The following is a 17,556-nucleotide window of genomic DNA, read 5'->3' as shown; positions in this document are numbered from 1 at the left end:
CAGAGCCCTCCTCTACGCCGGAAAACCCAACTGGAATCTACTCGCCACCATCACACCCCGCTGAAATCCGATGAGCCTCATTTCTTCGACCTTCCTTCGTGACTCGATCCGGACGTTGAATCACCCCGGATCACAGCTACGACGTCGGTCGCGCCGAAATGGTTCCCGACTACGCCCAATGTCACCGAGCAACGGGCGAGATAGTCGCACGTCGATCATGGTCGGCGTCGACCCGACCGTGATCGAGGAGGGGCAGCACTCCCGGTCGACGCCTGATGGGAGTACTGCCCCTCACTCGTGCTTCAGTCCAGGCCGTTGAGGATCGCGTTGCCCAGCAACCGGAAGGTGTTCTCCGGGTGGCCCCGGAACGTCGCGTCGACACCGATCAGCGTGACGTCGCGGTCGATCCCATCGTTGTGAATGACGATCGGCATCTCAGCGGCGTCACTCGTCTGCCAATCCTCCCAGAAACCCGAAACCAGGAACTCGTCTTCTCCGATCGACGCCGTGACCTCCATGTCCGGGTAGTCGGTGAACCAGATGGACCGGTATACAAAGGCGTAGTCGTCCGCCATGAATCCGGCTGCGATCGGGTCTGAGGCGGAGTAGTCCACTTCGATGATGGCATTGCCCGGGATGTACCCGTAGTCGACGTCGACGATGCCGGCGTCGTTGGCGAAATCGACGGCTCGACCCCGATCGGGCAGCGCCACGTAGTCTCCGCCTGCCGCGAAGAACTCGAGCGCCGATGCGCGCCCGGCTGCGTTGAGCGATGACCAGCGAAGACCCTGATTCACGAACAGGTCGTAGCCGGCCAGCACACCTGCGTTGAGGTCATCGGTACCGACTTCGTCAAACGCGAACCCGAGGGTCTCGAGCGCGTGGGCCACTCCCTCATCACCGTAGACGGCGATACGTTGCTCAACCATGGGCACGGAACCCGTCGGGAGTTCGCTCAGCCCCTCCACGTCCAGGGCATATCCGTTGGCGATCTCCCGGGCAAGCGCCACATCCGGACCAAACGCGAACCATCCGTCGGCGAGGTAGAGCTCCTCACCGCGGGCCAGTAACGCATTGACCGCCTGGAAGGCCGCGATGCTCGAAGGCTCGAACCGGTACGCCGCCGATGCGTTACCGTCAACCGATCCGCGAGCCGGGTTGGCCCCGGCGATCGGTACGGTCTTGATGTTCACATCGTCGTCGATCACCGCTCGCCGGGCTCCCCACAACAACGGGTGGCTCCATACCGACGGCGGTGAGTAGAAGTAAAGGCCGGCGATGCTCGACAGATCGAGGCCGTCCTCGAGGATCGTGTTCGCCAGCCCGCGCTTGGGTTGGTCGAGCCAGACGACGTACGTGCCCGCTGGATATCCCACGTCATCGACCGTGAACGGCCGCACTGCCTGCTCGACTTCGACCCCGTTGAAAAGGAGGAAGTCGACCAATCGAACCGCTTGATGGGCGCTCGGTTGGAAGGGCTCGTCCGCCGGGATGATGTATGCGGCCGGGAACTCCGCCAGCATCAGATCGAGGTATTGGTCGTATACCGGCAGCAACTCGGGAGGAACGGGTTGTTGCGGCAGGTCGAGGAAGCCCCGACGGAAGATCTCGACCTGGTCGTGGATCATGTCTTCTCTATTAGCTGCAATGAACTCGAGCGCTCCCCAGACGGCGGCGTACTGAGCGTCGACGCCCCGCTCATCCCGGTAGGGGGTTTCGAGCGTGTGTCCGTATGCACCGTGGTACATCGCATACATCGGGGTGTATGACGGGGGCCAGTCATCCCAACCCAGCGGGTCATCACGATACGGGATCTGGGCCGTGAAGCCGGTCTGGGCGAGCAGTTCGGCCTCCATGGCCTCCGCCTGCGCCAGCGCCCATTTGATATACAAGTCGTATTCGTAATTCGGGTTGTGAGGAGGCGTGCACGGCTCAATCAACATCGGATTGACGAATCCATGCAGGTCGAGCACGACCATGGGGTTCCACTCGGTAAAGACCTCAACGGTTGCTCTCGTCTCGGATTGGGTCTGCGAGGCGAAGTCACGGTTGATGTCGAAACCGTTGGCGTTGGCGCGAGTGCCCTGGACCCGGCCGTCCGGGTTCTGCACGACATTCACCAGGAGGATCACATTGTCGAGGATGGCCTGCACCTCATCGCTGTCGTCGTAGGCCAGGGTCTCGATCAGCCGGATGGCCGTGTCGACGCCCGGGTATTCGCCCCCGTGGATGCTGCCGTTGATGAAGACCGGCACCTTGAAGTCGCCGAACTTCTCGATCATCTCCTGAGCCTTCTCGGGATCTTCGAGCATTGTGCGGCTGATGGCCCGATATTGTCCCAGGCGACCCATGGCCTGAGGGTCGGACAACGTGACCAGAAACAGGTCTCGCCCTCCGGCCGATTGACCGATCACCTCCACTTTCACCCGGTTGCTGTTGACCTCGATCTCCCGCAGTTTGGGTGCGATCTCTGAATAGAGGATCGAGTCGTATTGCTGGGAAGGGTTCTCTTCCTCGGGTACGACGTCCCACCACTTGCCCTGATCGGCAGCCGCGGCGGGGGTGAGGAGTGCTGCGATGCACAGGATTGCCACCAGCAGTGGCAGAGGAGATCTCAACACGGTTCTCTTCATGGTGTCTCCTTTGAGACTCGGCTGAGGAGAACGCCCACTCGATGTGAAAAGGACAACGAAGACGGCGACCTCCGCAGCTCCCGGCCGACGCAGACGGTGGTGGTCGGGATAGATGATTCGATGGGCGCGAATCCGTTGCTCGCTCCCTCGTGAAGCCCACCCGCGCCCTGGTGGGCACTCCGCGTAGCCAAGCTACAAGGTACGACAGTCGATCCGATCACGTCCAGAGGCGTACGGCCCAAATGGTGCCGGTCGACCTGGGCAGGGCAGGGGTCCGGCGGCTTGTGGAACCCGACGCCGCAGTGCGCCCCGTCCAACCGTATCGGGATCGACCCCTATTAGTGTCCGGCCTCTGCGAGGTTTCCACTATTTTCGAGCTCCTCTTAGTATTTCGAGCATAAAACAAAGACCGAGTGTGCCGACAGGCACGGAGGCGGGCGGCGCCGGGTGGTGCTCCCGCTCCCGGACAGGTATTCGGGCTCGGTATTCGAAATGGAAGGAATCAGCCGTGAACGGAATGGAGATTGTTGCCGCCCTCGTAGCTGCTACCGCAGGCGGTGCAGGTGGATTCGTGCTCATCCGGCGGTTCGCACGCCGCTAGCCGAACCCGAATCTGAGATTGATGGGCCCCTCTCCTCGAGAGGGGCCCGCCTCTTGGTGGAACAGGGTTCCCCGTGCCAGACGCAGTGCGGACCAACGGCCCGACACCCAGAGGCAATTCCCGCGTACTGTTGAGGAGAGACACCGAGGGAAGGTGCACCATGGGGACGCAAACGACCCGGCCGGCTCGGCCCGTCGATCCTGCCCACAACGTTATCTCGTTGCTGGCCCAACGTGCGAGCGACACGCCCAGCGCTCCGGCTATTTCCTACCGCGACGGAGACCACTTCACCGACGTCTCTGTCGCCGAGATGTTTGCCGAGGTGCTGAGCCTGGCGGCGGGCTTCGTGGCTCTCGGGATTGAACCCGGCGATCGGGTCGCCATGTCGGCCGGGCCGCTCAGGCAGGCGTTAGGGGTTGCCGGCGGCGTCCGAAGATCGGAGCAAGTAGAGCCCCACGTTGCCTCCTGCGACCTTCCGTTCACGGTCGATGGTGAGATCCGAAAACTCGAGCAGGGCGGGCAACCCCCCGATCGCCATGAACGACCGGAAGTTGCGGAAATGGGTTCGCCCTGCGACCACCTCAGCCACCAGCGACAACGATCTTGTCAAGAGACCCTTGGCTTTCAGCCGGCCCGCTCTGAAGTCGATCACCAGCACCCGTCCATCAGGTTTGAGGGTGCGGGTCATCTCGTCGAGAACGGCGATGCGAATCGCCTCGTCGAGTTCGTGCAGGACCGTGGCCGCCACAATCAGGTCGAATGAGCCGCGGTCGTAAGGCAATCGCGTGGCGTCGCCGAGGCACAGATCCGCCCTACCTTCCAGGCGCCGCCCGGCTTGCTCCAACATGGCGGGCGAGGCATCGAGCCCGAAGGCCCGGCATCCGGCGTCGGCGAAGTCGGTGAGAAAGCTGCCGGTTCCGCAGCCCACATCGAGTACCGCCATACCCGTTGCGGATGGGAGCATCTTCATGGCAATCGCACGCAGAGGCGCGTTCATTGGTTCCAGAACGCGGTCGTACCACTTGGCAATGCGACGGTAGGGGTCCCGATCCATCTCACGCCTCCTCATCCCAAACCTACCCGCCAACCTGAGGTCCTCGGCGGCGGGGGCCGGGGTTTTCAAACCGGCATGGTGATGGTCCTGACCCCGTCGGCAGCCGCAACGCATCTGCGACGACGACTCCGACCTTCCGATCAGTAGGTTGAACCCCCTTTTCGGACCCCATTCCTGCCGGGCCGGCGAGAAGGAGGGAAGGGCGTGCCGATCAGCCAGAACGGTAGGGCGAGTCGGGAGCCAGCGGAAGCTCCTCATACAGCTCGACGCGGTTGCCGTCGAGGTCACGCATCCAGCCATGTTTGCCGCCCTCCCACACCACAATGCGGTCTTCGACGTCCACCCCCGCGGCGGTGAGGCGGTCCATGGTTGCTTCGAGATCCTGGACCCGGAGATTCAAGGTGAACCCACGCTCGTCGCGCTCGGCGAGCACGCCGGTGGCCGGCTCGATGGCGAAGACCGGGTTCTCTCGTATCTCGGATGTGTGTACATCGCGGGTCTGGAACACGACGTAGAACGAGCCACTATCCGGATCGTTTTGGAACTCCATGGCCAGATGCTCCCGGTACCAGGCAGCGAGGGCCCCCGGATCCAAACTCTGGAGGAACACTCCCCCGATACCTTCAACCATCGACATGCGCACCTCCGTTCCGACCGAGTATGTCAGGTCGGATCGTGTCGTGCCGGACCGTTGCTCGCCCACCCTCGGCATCGCAGGGGCCGGCCCGTTGCCGTCGCCCCCGCCTGCGATACGTGTAGACATGAAGCATGGCAAATTCCACCGAACCGGCCGATCTCCGTTCCAGATGGGCGGAGCTGGACACCAAAGCAAGAGTGCTGGCGATCGTTCAGGCGGTCGTCCACCTGACGCTGGCCTTCGTCGCTTTCCGCAGCTTGGCAACGCGCGACACCGCAGCGGTGCGCGGCCCGAAGCTCCTGTGGAAGTCGGTGATCCCGGCGAGCATCTCCACCGTCCGAAGCGGGCACGTGTGGATCTTCCCGCTTGGCCCCATTCTCTATATGACTCTCGGGCGTCGCCGGAACCCTGCCCCTAACTACCCCTGACCTCCTGCGGTCGCACCGACCGTGTCTCCAGGGGAATCAATGGGCTCTCTCAGGCCTTATACGTGAGACGCGAGGTAGGAGCAATCAATGCACGACATCGAAACCAAGGCCGTAGACAGTCCGAGCGAGTACGTCGCCGACCAGGCACGCGAATACCTGGACAGCGACGGCGCGACCGTCGATCACCCCCACGCCGACCGGCTGATCCTCCTCTACGTACGAGGTAGGAAGTCGGGGCAGATCCGGCGAGTTCCGCTGGTGTCGGTTCGTGACGGCGACGACTTGCTCATCGTCGGGTCGAAGGGTGGAGCGCCGAACCACCCGGCCTGGTATCTCAACCTGGCGGCCGACCCTCGCGTGTGGGTGCGCGACAGGGCCGACTTCTATGCGGCCGCGGCCGAAACGCTCGAAGGCGAGGAGCGGGCGATCGCCTGGTCGAAGCTCGTTGCTGCGATGCCGTTCTTCGGAGACTACGAGAAGAAGACAAACCGGGTCATGCCGGTGATTCGCCTGACCCGAGGCGAGCACACAGAAACCGTCTCATAGGCGGCGTACGGAAGCTGCCGTCGACTTATCTCCCTCTCGGCAAAAGCCAGATCAGCGGCATACCACCGAACATGGCGAAGGCGGCGATGAGCATGGCAGTGGAGAGCCCGAAGGCGTCGCCTGCTGCACCGTAGACGACTGCGGCGACCGACCGGATGGCAAAGTTCACAGACAAGAACACCCCGTTGGCCAGCGCCCGGCTATCGGGGAATTGCTCCTGCACGAGAGCCAGGAGCACCGGGGGGATGGCCAGCAAAGTGAGGCCGATCGCCGGCAGAAGCGCAATCCGGACCCAACCATCGGTGGCGAGGAACAAGAGCAGGGCGACCGGCGCGACCGCATGTCCGAAAACGAGAACGGCTCGTCGCCCAACTCGATCGCTGATCCATCCGCCGGCCAAGGCTCCGACCACGCCGGCCCCTTCCACGATCGACAGGGCCGCGCCGGCCAGCCAGAGGTTGGCTCCCTCCTCGGTGAGGAATACGGGCAGGAAGATGGTGACCGACATGATCATCAGGCTGCGCAACGCCATCAGCGCTGCCAGGAGCAGCATCACGCCGCGCATCGCCTGCACCGCGTTCTTCCAGTGGACCTGCTCGCCGTCGCCGCGACTGCGCAGAGGCACATCGCGAAGGCGGAAGTGGAGGACGAAAGAAGTGGCAACACCCGCCAGTGCCAAGAACGCCATCGACCGAAGTGACACGACCGCCAGGGTGCTCACGACCACCAGTGGGCCGAGCGTCCGCCCGAGTTCGCCACCCACCATCCAGAATCCCATCCCCCGACCCAACCGTCTACCGGAGAGATACCCGATCGCCACCGGTGCAGTTGCATGGAAACTGGCGACACTCAAACCGGCGACCAACAGCAGTAGCGCCAGGACCGCGTAGCCGGGCGCCCACCCCAGCAAGCTCATCGCGCTCGCTGTTACACCGGGGGCGAGCACGACCACCCATCGCAGCGTCGTTCGATCGGTGAGGTGCCCGATGACCGGTTGCAGGAGCGAGGGGATCTGGAGGAACGACGAGAGAGCCCCGGCGGCCGCGTTCGACAGCGACATCGTCTCGATGAAACGGGGCAGCAGCGGCGGGAGGAACGCGGTGAAGGTGTCGTGCACGGCGTGCCCACCGGCAATCGTCGCCACCCGTCCGGTCTGGAACTCGCTCTCTGTGGTCTCCGCAGTCACCAGGCGACTCTAGAGGCAACCCCGGCATCGGCATGCCGCTCGGCCCAAGGTTCCTGGCGGCCCCTTGGTAAACCGAGGATCTTTGCAGGACCTGGCTCACCAGGCGCCTCCTCAGAACCGATCGAGGGGCTGGAAGCCGGCATCGAGGTGCCATTCGCCGTCTCTCGAGGACCGCGCCTGCCGGGCAACCGCACAGGCCCTCAGCACGCCTTTCTCCTGCCCGGCCCGGGCCCCGTGAGTAAGGTGGGGTTCGTCTCGGAGGAACTCGATGAACTGTCCCGTATGCGCTGCGGACAACCGGGAAGACCGCAGGTTCTGTAGGGAGTGCGGCAGTGCGCTCGCACCTGCCTGTCCAAATTGCGGCACCGAGAACGACCCCGGCGACAAGTTCTGCGGCGGGTGTGGCCGCCTGCTTGGAGAAGCTCGGTCCGGTGAGACGTCTTCATCATCACCGGCGGAACCGGAAGCGACACCGGCTTTCGCCGAAAAGCCATTCGTTTCGGTGCTATTCGCCGACCTGGTGGGATACACCACCTACACCGAGCAACGCGATTCTGAAGATGTACGCGACATGCTGACCTCGTACTTCGAGCGGTCCCGAGAGATCATCGAGCGGTTTGGCGGAACGGTCGACAAGTTCATCGGCGATGCCGTCATGGGACTGTGGGGAGCAACCGGTGCCCGGGAGGACGACGCCGAACGGGCCGTACGGGCCGCCCTCGAACTCGTCGATATGGTCGGCTCACTGAGCTACGAATTGAACGACGAGGAGCTCACCCTGAGGGCCGGCGTGAACTCAGGCGCGGCGGTCGTAGGTCCGGGTGGGAACAAGGAGGGAATGGTGGTGGGCGACCTCGTCAATACCGCCGCCCGTCTGCAATCCATCGCCGACCCCGGCACGGTATTCGTGGGAGAAACCACCCACTCGGTGACCGACCATGCCATCCAGTACGAGGCGATGGGCCACCGGGAAGTGAAAGGGAAAGAGGACCTCGTCGCGGCGTGGAAGGCGCTGCGAATCGGCGGCATGGTGGGGGGGAAGGCCGACGGCGAGTTGCGCCACCCTCCGTTCGTTGGACGCGAGCGCGAAATGCGCCTCCTCAAGGATCAGCTGTCGGCGGTCGAGTCAGAACAGCGAGCCCGCCTCGTCTCGATCGTCGGAGAGGGGGGGATCGGCAAAACCCGACTGGCCGAGGAGTTCAAGAACCACCTCGATGGTTTCACCGATGACGTCTACTGGCATCAGGGACGCTCTCCCTCCTACGGCGACGGCGTAGCGTTCTGGGCGCTCGGCGAGATGGTGCGCCGCCGGGCCGGGATCATCGAAGGAGAGGACGCAGCACGCGCCCGAACCCGTCTTCGCACTTGCGTAGCCGAGTTCGTTCCCAGCGAGGAAGACCGCCGCTGGATCGAGCCGCGCCTTGAAGGCCTTCTCGGTCTGGCAGAAATGCCGCCCGGTGGACGAGCAGAGCTCTTTTCAGCGTTGCGCTCATTCTTCCTGAATATCGCCACCCGAGGGACCACGGTTCTGGTGTTCGAAGATCTTCACTGGGCAGACAGCGGTCTGATCGACTTCATCGTCGAACTAGTGGAGCGCTCAACCAGGTCGCCACTCCTCGTGATCACACTTGCACGCCCGGACCTCATCGACCGCTTCCCCACCTGGGGGTCCCAGCATCGCAGCTCTATGGCCCTGCGGTTGGCGCCGCTCACCGACTCCGACATGCGCCGGATGGTGGGCGAATACCTGCCCGGTATCGACGACGACGTCATCGCCCGGCTCGTCGAGCGCTCGGCCGGGTTCCCGCTCTACGCGGTAGAGATGGTGCGAATGCTGACTGCGACCGGCCAACTACAAGAACAGGCGACAGGCTATGTATTCAACGAAGAGGCCCACTCCTTTGCCCTCCCCGAGTCACTGCAGGCGGTCATCGGAGCGCGCATCGACCGTCTCGACCCGGCTCAACGTAGCCTCCTGCAGGACGCCGCAATACTGGGGCAAGCGTTCAGCCTCGCCGGGATCACCGCACTGCAACCAGGAGACGGTGGAGGCCTCGACATGCACCTGCGGGGCCTGGTCCAGCTCGAGATCCTCGATATCGAAGAAGACCCGCGTTCTCCAGAACGGGGGCAGTATCGATTCGTCCAGCCGCTGATCCATGAAATCGCCTACCAGCGGCTCGCCCGCCAGGACCGCAGGGACAAGCATCTGGCGGCCGCCGCCTACTTCGAAACGTTCGAAGATCCGGAGCTGGCAGGTGTGGTTGCAAGCCATTATATGGGCGCATACAACGCCAGCCCTGCAGGTTCCGAGCGTGACGAGCTGGCCTCAGAAGCCCTCCGGGCTCTCACGGAGGCGGCGACACGGGCCGCCTCGCTCGGGTCCCATCTCCAGGCGATGAGTCTCCTCGACCGGGCCATCACGCTCTCGACCAGCGCCGACGAGATCGCCGACTTCAGGATCCGGGCGGCCCAATCGGCCGGCGCTCAATCGGAAGTCGAACGTGGCATCGCCTACGTCGAAGCTGCGCAGAATCACTATGCCGGGACCGGCAATATCGAGGGAGAACGCACGGCGGCCACCACCCACAGTTCCCTCTTGAACGGCAACTACCGATCCGTGGAGGCGTTGATGGTGATCAAACCCTTCTATGACGGCCTCGAGACCATCGATGATCCGATTGCGATTGGCGTAGCCGCTGAGGCTGCCCGCAGCTTGGCGCTCACGTTCGACCCGGAAGCCATCAACGCGGTGCAGCGCCTCCTGCCGGGTGCAGCGGCACTGGGCCTGGCCGAAATCGCCCTCGAGAGCCTGGTCACCCAGGCAACCGCTCTCTCACAGAGCCGCCGCATGACCGAGGCCAAGGCTCTCTTCCTGGGCGCGGCGGCCGTGGCCGAGGACATGGGGTTCCTGCGAACCGCCGGCCGCTCGTATAACAATCTGGCTGCCGTGTCCTATAGCGACAGTCCACGCGACGCGGTGAAGTACGCTGCCAACGTGAACGACCTCGTCGGACGGATCGGGGATTTCGGCTGGATGGTGCGTTCAACGGCAGATACGGCAGCCCACGAAGTCGGCGATGGCAAGTACGACGTCGCAATCGCCGGACTCGACCTCTACGACGAGGACCAGCTGACAGACTTCTGGAAAGCCACCTTCGGCTCGAATCGCGCTTACATCGACCTTCTCCGCACCGGCTCACCGGACGCCGCGGCTCGCGCTCATGCGGCCCTCTCTTTCTTCGACGGCGAAACCGATCCGCAGCTTCGCGCCGGCATCGACCAGTTCAAGTGCCAGGTATACGGGTTGGAAGGCAGATGGGAGGAGGCCTTCGAACTCGGTATGCAGATAGACCAGACGAATACCGCGGCCGGCCTCTATCAGGCCGCCCAGGCGGCCGCCTGGAGCCGACGGCTCGATCAGGTTGAGCTGGTGAGATCGGCTCTCGAGGCGAGCACATTGAGCGGGCAGCTCGCCGATGGGCTGAGGCTCTACGTTGACGGGACCAGGGCGGCATTGTCCGGCGACCTACCTGCGGCTGCCGGGCTGTTCGACCGGTTGATCCAGCTCTTCACCCCGATCGCACTCGAGTTCGACCTCGCACTGGTTCGTGCTACCTACGCCATGCTGGTGGGCCGGGATCACCCGGCTGCCGCACAGGCCGCTCAGGACGCCCACGCCTGGCTGGTCGAGACCGGGAGCAAAGGACTGATGATGATCTGGGAGGCTGGCCTACCAGCCGGCCTCCCAGAAACCCGGGCCACCGGATAATCCACTTTCTCCGCAATGCAATGGTCGCTGGCGATACACAGCATTGCCGAGAACGCGGATCACACTTTCTCCGCAATGCAATGGTCGCTGGCGATACACAGCATTGCCGAGAAACGGGGGGCGGGTCGCTAGTCCTTGATGCTGCGGGCCCCTATGAAAGCCAGAACGTATCCGGCGTAGGCAACCCCTCCATCGGCGGCTACTCCTCACAATGGCGCGGCGACGGGTGAACCGATCGATTGCCACGCTCTCCCGGCCGGCATGAGGCAGTCGAGCTCCGATCGGGACTGGTCCTAACCGTCTTGGCAGGAGCCCGTGCCGGTGTCGGTGTAGGAACCATCGGTCGAGATGAAGGTCCACGCATAGGAGCCTTCACCGAGGTCCAGTTTCAAGACGCCGTGCCCTGAGTAGAACTCCTCCAGGTTGGGAAGGCTGGTTGTCTGGTCGTACAGCTTCGCCCCACCGCTGCCTACGACGAACTCCCTCATTCCCGAAGGCGTTGCCGTACCGGTCGAGTCCTGCGGTGCATACCGCTGGTAGTTGTGATCGTGGCCGTTCATCACTAGGTCGACGCCCGCCGCGTCGAGCATTGCCCATTCGTCGGCGAACGACTCCTCCGACTCATGCCGCCCGCTGTTGAACACCGGCTTGTGCCAGTAGGCGAGCATGCAACTCCCGGTGTTGGCCGACAGGTCGCTGGTGAGCCATGCCCTCTGATCGTCGCACGACGCGAAGCCCGATTTACCGCATTCCGAGTTGAGGACGATCACATGCCAGTTCTCGAGGTCGTATGAGTACCAGCCCTCGCCCGGCGTGCCGGCGTTCAACCCGAAATAGTCGAAGTAGGGCCCGGCACCCTTGGTGTGGGCGTCATGGTTCCCGATGGACGGGCGGGTTCGATCCTTGAAAGGCCCCCAGGCCGGGTCGTAGTACTCGGCGAACTCCTCGGCCGTCCCGTCCGGGTAGGCGTTGTCACCGGTCGTGAAGACGGTCGCCTCGGGAAACGCCTCGATGAGGGCGGCGGTCTTCGAGTCCGCCGGCGCCGAAGTGGCAATGTCGCCCGCACCGATCAGCACCGGGTCCGGGTCGGGAATCGGGGCACTCGTCGTCGAGGAGGTCGAGACCACGTTCGGTTCCGACGTCACACTGGTCGTCGAGGAGGTCGGAACCACGTTCGGTTCCGAACTCACACTCGGTGACGGGACCGCCACGGTCGACTGAACCGTCGTAGTTGAGCCGTCGACGGCGTCGCCCCCTGCCGAGCACGCGCCGACCACCAAGACCAGAAAGGCACCTGAGACCGCAAGACGCATTCGCATAACACTGACGCTAGCGAGACCCGATCCCAACTTTCTCAGCAATGCAATGGTCGCTGGTGGTCCACAGCATTGCGGAGAATGAGGGGCACGTTTTCTGCGCAATGCAATGGTCGCTGGTGGTCCACAGCATTGCGGAGAAACCTCGTTGGCGGGCGGCTAGCGTCGCGTCGAAATGGCTATCGCCCGTCTCCTTGCCACCGCCTTCGCCGGATTCATCGTGTTCGGAATGCCTCCCGCCGCACTCGGAGTCGCCTGGCCGTCGATCGCGGCGGACCTCGACCGCAGCCTGCCCGAACTCGGAGTTGCGCTGACCGTGTATGTCGGCGGCTTCTTCGTCTCGTCGCTACTCACCGGCGCCATCGTCCGCCGAATGGGGCTCGGGCGAGCACTCGCTGCCTCCGGCGCGATCGGGACCCTCGCTATCGCCGGGTACGGCGCCTCCCCACGCTGGTGGATACTGCTCGGCGCCGCCGCAGCCCTCGGCGTCTCCGGCGCAATGATCGACGCCGGACTCAACGCATACGTGGCGCTTCGTCACACGACCCGGGTGATGGCACTCCTTCATGCGGGCTATGGGGTCGGCGCCACCCTCGGGCCTTTGCTGATGACCCTGCTGCTCGGCATGAACGCCTCCTGGCGCTGGGGATACGCCGTCCTCGCCGTCGGTCAAGCCGCCGTCACCATCTCGTTCTGGCGAACCCGGGACCGACTGAACATCGAACGACTCCCGCCCGATTCCTCCGCCCGGGCCGGAAAGGTTCGACCCGGGCTCACAGCCGGATTGATCGTCTTTCTCCTTTACTCCGGGATCGAGGTCGGCGCCGGGCAATGGATGTTCACTCTCCTCACCGAAGCGCGAAGCAACTCGGACAGGGCGGCCGGTCTCCTGGTGACCGCTTACTGGGCAGCCTTGACCGCGGGACGGATGGTGCTTGGTGTCGCCGGCGACAGGTGGTCACACGCGGCGATGCTCCGACTGGCGATGGGAGTGGTGGTCGCCGGGCTCGTGGCGGTGTGGTGGGATCCCACGTTCGGAGTCGGGGCGGCGGGGATCGTGCTCACGGGACTGGGGCTGTCTCCGGTCTTTCCGATTCTGATGCAGGATACGCCGGGGCGGCTCGGTGCCTCGTACGCCTCCACGGCGATCGGCTACCAGCTGGCGTCCGCCACCGTCGGTGCCGCCGTGCTTCCCGGAGGCCTCGGACTGCTGGTTGCCTGGTTCGGGCTGGGAGTCATCCCGCCGGTGCTGGTTGCTGCCTCGCTGGCGATGGCGGCGGTCGCTGCGGCCGGCAAGCTCATGGCTGCGCCCGTTGCTGCCTGAACAACCGGCCCGGTGTTCCGTTCAGATTCAACACTCGACAGAACGAGCGCTCCTCATTCGGTTGGCGAGCACCATCCGACCGGTATCCGCGCGTGACGCCGTTGCCGGGAGCCGACCCCGGATTCCAACCTTCTCAGCAATGCATTGGTCGCTGGCGGTCCACAGCATTGCGGAGAAACCTCGTTGACGCTGGTCGACCGCGTCACGCCTAGATTGAGTGCGTGACCTGGGAATCCGGCGGACGGCAAAGAGCTTCGTTGCTCATCATCGATGGGATCATCAACCTGGTCCTCGGAGGGCTCCTGGTCGTGTTCCCCTCCGGGCTGGTCGAGACACTCGGAATTCCCGCCGGCGACGAGCGCTTCTACCCGACCGTACTCGGTGCAGTGCTGGTGGGGATCGGCCTGGCGCTGCTGATCGAGGCGAACCGTTTGCCGGGCGGCCTGGTCGGCCTCGGACTGGGCGGGGCACTTGCAATCAACCTGGCCGCGGCTGCAGCCCTCATCATCTGGCTGTTTCTAGGAGATCTCGCTATCCCCACCCGCGGCAGAGTTCTCATCGGCGTCCTGTCGGTCGGTCTGGTCGCGATCAGCGCCGCTGAGCTGAGAACCAGATGGAACCGACGTCCGTAGATCCCGACCGGGCCCTGAACCTCAAGCGACCCCAGGCGATCGGTGTTCCCGGTGCGGGACTGCCGCACGACGGATAGGCTGCGGGTGATGAACGAGGCCCGGGCCGAGCTCTTCGACTCCTATGCGCGGCATGTGAACGCCGGCAAAGTCGCCACATTCCAGCAGTTCGGTTTCGATGCCGTGATGGGCAGCCGCGCCGGGATCCGGTTCTTCGACGCTTTCGACGACCGATCGTGGATCAACTGTCACTGCAACGGTGGAGTCTTCAACCTCGGTCACCGGCACCCCGCCGTGCTGGCGGCGGTCACTGCCGCCCTGGGCGACGGCGACATCGGCAACCACCACCTGATCGCGCCGGGACGGGCCGAACTGGCCGAGCGGCTCGCCGCTACCACCGGCGGCCATCTCCCCGGCGTCGTTTTCGGTGTGGGCGGCGGGGAGGCGATCGACCTGGCGATCAAGGTCGCCCGGGCCGCCACCGGTCGGACCGGGATCATCTCGGTTGACGGCGGTTACCACGGTCACACCGGTCTGGCGATGGCCGCCGGCGACGCCGAATATCGCGATCCGTTCGGGCCCAATCCACCCGGTTTCAGGCAGGTCCTCTTCGACGACCTGCCTGCCCTGGAAGCCGCCTTCGACGATGACACCGCTGCCGTCATCGTTGAACCGATTCCGGCAACACTCGGGATGCCGATTCCATCACCCGGCTACCTGGGATCGGTAGCGGAACTCTGCTCGGGGCGCGGAGCCAAGCTGATCGTGGACGAAGTCCAAGCGGGCCTGGGTCGGACCGGCCGAATCTGGGCCTATCAGCACGAAGACATCTTGCCCGACATCCTCGTCACGGCCAAAGGCCTGTCCGGCGGGGTATACCCGATTTCGGCGACGTTGATGACCCGCCAGATCCACAGCCTGTTCGACGAAGAGCCGTTCATCCACATCTCGACCTTCGGTGGCGCCGAACCGGGATGCCGGGCGGCATTGACCGTCCTCGACATCATCGAAACGCCGGGCTTCCTCGACCGGGTCGTGACCGTGGCGGAGAAGTTCCGGGAGGGACTGGCCGGCCCCGGGTTCGTGCTGCGTCAGCGGGGACTGATGATGGGCCTCGAGTTTCCAACCCCGGAGGGAGGACCGATGGCGACCAAGCTCCTCTTCGATCGTGGCCTGTTCGCACTCTACGCCAACAACGACCCTTCGGTGCTGCAGTTCCTCCCGCCCCTCACCTGCACAGATGACGAAGTCGACGAGATCATCGGGATCGTGCGTTCGGTGTTCGGATGAGGCCCACGACTGCCGACCTGACCGCCCTCGAGGAGCAAGTCGAAGCCGCCTTCGCCGGGAGGGACGCCGAAAACCTGGCTGTGCTCGGCTACGGCGAGATCTCCACGGTGCTCCGCCTCGATCTCCCCGGCGCTTCGTTCGCCGCCAAACGGCTCCCTCCTTTCCCCGATCAGGCCTCCTTCGATGCCTATGCCGTGCTGTTCTTCGAATACATCACCACCCTGGAATCCCGCGGAATCGAGGTGGTGCCTTCTGAACTGCATTCCTGGCGGGTCTCTGGAAGCGAGGTCGCCGCCTACTGCCTTCAGCCGCTCATCGACCAGGGACGGCTCCTCACCGAGTTCCTCCGTGATTGCGATCAGGCCACGGGGTTGGCGATCGTCGAGCAACTGGCAGGAGCCATCTTGGCAGTGACCGGTTCATCCGTCGGGTTCGACGGTCAGCTGTCCAACTGGGTTCTCGGACCGCAAGGCCGGGTCGCCTACTTCGACGTCACCACCCCGCTCCTCCGTGACGGCCGGGGGAAGGATCGCCTCGACACCGGCGTCTTCCTCGCTTCGCTGCCGTGGGCACTGCGCGGGTCGCTCCGGCTGATCGTCCCCAAGCTGATCATCGACGCCTACCACCGGCCCCGTAGCGTGCTCGTGGATCTCGCCGCCAACTTCCACAAGGAGCGCCTGACCGAATGGATCCCCGCACTCATCGAGGCCGCCAACGCCCGGGTCGAGCCGCCGATCACCGAAGTGGAAGTGGCGCGCTACTACCGCAGCGATGCGCGCATGTGGGCCGTCCTGCAGAGCCTCCGCAAAGCAGATCGCTGGTGGCAGCGCTCAATCAGACGGCGCCCTTACCGGTTTCTCCTCCCGACCGGCATCGAGCGATGAAGGAAGTGCGTCTTGTGTGACACGATCGTCGTGAAACGACCAGAAGGCGTGCTCTTCGCCAAGAACTCCGACCGTGATCCCAACGAGTCGCAGTTCCTCGAATGGCACCCCCGTCGCGCCTATGAGCCGGGAGCAACCGTCGACTGCACGCACATCACGATTCCGCAGGTCGAACGCACCTGGGCGACGCTGCTCAGCCGCCCGTTCTGGATGTGGGGCGCCGAGATGGGCACCAACGAGCACGGGGTGACTATCGGCAACGAGGCGGTCTTCACCAATCAGCCGTATGCAAAGCGCGGCCTCACCGGAATGGACCTGATCCGGCTGGCGCTGGAACGAGCAGACAGCGCGGCCGGCGCCGTCGCCGCCATCAAGGACCTGCTCGAGACCCACGGCCAGGGCGGCGGCGCCGGCTACGAGAATCCGAAGTTCACCTACCACAACAGCTTCATCGTCGCCGATCCCGGTTCGGCCTATGTGCTGGAGACGGCCGGAAAGCTGGTGGCGATCGAGTCCGTCACCGAAGGAGTCCGGTCCATCTCCAACGGGCTCACCATTCCCGGGTTCGCCGGGGCCTATCGCGATCGACTCCGGACCAGGGTGGCGGGCTGTGACATTCGCATCGGGCTCACGACCCGGCTGGCGTCGAAGGCCGGTGGAGTGGCCGACCTGATGGCGGTGCTGCGCAGCCACGGCACCGGCCGCTGGCCCCACTACAACCTGATCAACGGCACCCTTCACATGCCCTGCATGCACGGCGGCGGAGTGGTCGCCGGTTCGCTGTCGACAGCATCATGGGTCGCCGACCTCACCCCTGGCGCAATCCGGCACTGGGTAACTGCCACCTCTTCACCCTGCGTCGGGATCTTCAAGCCGGTCGCCGTCGACCGTCCGATCGACCTCGGTCCGATCCCCGGCGGCGAGTTCACAGAGACTTCGGTGTGGTGGCGGCACGAGCGCTTCGCCAGGGCCGTCCTGGCCGATCCCGAGCGTCTGCCCCAATCCTACTTCGCCGAACGCGACCGCATCGAGAAAGGTTGGATCGAGGACCCACCCCCGAGTGCGGCCGCATTCGAGACTGCCGATCAGTTGCTCGATAAGTGGTCGTCGGGTCTCGAGGCATCGAAGCCCGCCGATGTCCGCCCATTCTGGGTGAGGGCGTACTGGGCCAAGCGGGACCGCCTAATGGGGGTCTACGGGGCTTCTGCGGTTGTGGGAGTCTTGTGGCTGAGCCTGCTGGCCGGTGAGCACTGCCG

General features: G+C 64.5%; 13 protein-coding genes. 8 read left to right on the top strand and 5 right to left on the bottom strand.

Annotation, left to right across the window (positions count from 1 at the left end; genetic code table 11):
• Positions 1–302: 302 nt before the first annotated feature.
• The 3 genes from P1T08_15995 to P1T08_15985 all read right to left on the bottom strand — a co-directional run bounded on the left by P1T08_15995 (position 303) and on the right by P1T08_15985 (position 5,051).
• Positions 303–2,633 (bottom strand): M14 family zinc carboxypeptidase, encoded by a 2,331-nt coding sequence (locus P1T08_15995; GenBank protein MDF1597581.1) that lies wholly within the window; start codon positions 2,631–2,633, stop codon positions 303–305.
• A gap of 1,010 nt (positions 2,634–3,643) precedes the next feature.
• The gene (locus P1T08_15990) at positions 3,644–4,288 is read right to left on the bottom strand and encodes a class I SAM-dependent methyltransferase (GenBank protein ID MDF1597580.1); all 645 of its coding nucleotides are present in this window, start codon (positions 4,286–4,288) and stop codon (positions 3,644–3,646) included.
• Between the two features lie 211 nt (positions 4,289–4,499).
• Complete coding sequence (locus P1T08_15985) at positions 4,500–5,051, bottom strand: VOC family protein (GenBank protein MDF1597579.1); 552 nt, start codon at positions 5,049–5,051, stop codon at positions 4,500–4,502.
• Between the two features lie 5 nt (positions 5,052–5,056).
• Here P1T08_15985 and P1T08_15980 point away from each other — a divergent pair, with 5 nt between their 5' ends.
• Positions 5,057–5,353 (top strand): hypothetical protein, encoded by a 297-nt coding sequence (locus P1T08_15980; protein ID MDF1597578.1) that lies wholly within the window; start codon positions 5,057–5,059, stop codon positions 5,351–5,353.
• Between the two features lie 87 nt (positions 5,354–5,440).
• Positions 5,441–5,899, top strand: a complete 459-nt coding sequence (locus P1T08_15975; protein MDF1597577.1) for a nitroreductase family deazaflavin-dependent oxidoreductase — start codon at positions 5,441–5,443, stop codon at positions 5,897–5,899.
• 25 nt (positions 5,900–5,924) lie between these two features.
• Here the strand turns inward: P1T08_15975 and P1T08_15970 are convergent, their stop codons facing one another.
• The gene (locus P1T08_15970; protein MDF1597576.1) at positions 5,925–7,085 is read right to left on the bottom strand and encodes an MFS transporter; all 1,161 of its coding nucleotides are present in this window, start codon (positions 7,083–7,085) and stop codon (positions 5,925–5,927) included.
• A 268-nt stretch (positions 7,086–7,353) separates the two neighbouring features.
• Here P1T08_15970 and P1T08_15965 point away from each other — a divergent pair, with 268 nt between their 5' ends.
• Complete coding sequence (locus P1T08_15965; GenBank protein MDF1597575.1) at positions 7,354–10,857, top strand: adenylate/guanylate cyclase domain-containing protein; 3,504 nt, start codon at positions 7,354–7,356, stop codon at positions 10,855–10,857.
• Between the two features lie 293 nt (positions 10,858–11,150).
• On the opposite strand, the gene P1T08_15960 is transcribed toward P1T08_15965, so the two are convergent.
• Entirely contained in the window at positions 11,151–12,176 is a 1,026-nt protein-coding gene (locus P1T08_15960) for a metallophosphoesterase (protein MDF1597574.1), read from the bottom strand.
• A 172-nt stretch (positions 12,177–12,348) separates the two neighbouring features.
• Here P1T08_15960 and P1T08_15955 point away from each other — a divergent pair, with 172 nt between their 5' ends.
• The 5 genes from P1T08_15955 to P1T08_15935 all read left to right on the top strand — a co-directional run.
• Entirely contained in the window at positions 12,349–13,497 is a 1,149-nt protein-coding gene (locus P1T08_15955) for an MFS transporter (GenBank protein ID MDF1597573.1), read from the top strand.
• A 221-nt stretch (positions 13,498–13,718) separates the two neighbouring features.
• Positions 13,719–14,129 carry a hypothetical protein gene (locus P1T08_15950; GenBank protein ID MDF1597572.1) on the top strand — a complete coding sequence of 137 codons (411 nt, stop codon included), beginning with the start codon at positions 13,719–13,721 and terminating at the stop codon, positions 14,127–14,129.
• A gap of 87 nt (positions 14,130–14,216) precedes the next feature.
• On the top strand, positions 14,217–15,416 hold the full coding sequence (locus P1T08_15945; GenBank protein MDF1597571.1) for an aminotransferase class III-fold pyridoxal phosphate-dependent enzyme: 1,200 nt from the start codon (positions 14,217–14,219) through the stop codon (positions 15,414–15,416).
• Positions 15,413–16,300, top strand: coding sequence for a DUF6206 family protein (locus P1T08_15940; protein MDF1597570.1), 888 nt, complete (start codon positions 15,413–15,415; stop codon positions 16,298–16,300). The genes P1T08_15945 and P1T08_15940 overlap by 4 nt, the downstream gene beginning before the upstream one ends.
• 12 nt (positions 16,301–16,312) lie before the next feature.
• Positions 16,313–17,556, top strand: a 1,244-nt coding sequence (locus tag P1T08_15935; GenBank protein MDF1597569.1) for a C69 family dipeptidase, incomplete at its 3' end; no start/stop codon positions are given.

Source organism: Acidimicrobiia bacterium, assembly GCA_029210695.1.
Lineage (GTDB): Bacteria > Actinomycetota > Acidimicrobiia > Spongiisociales > JAHEDJ01 > JAHEDJ01.
The sequence above is the reverse complement of the archived record's forward strand: the minus strand, read 5'-3'. Positions and strand labels throughout refer to the sequence as shown.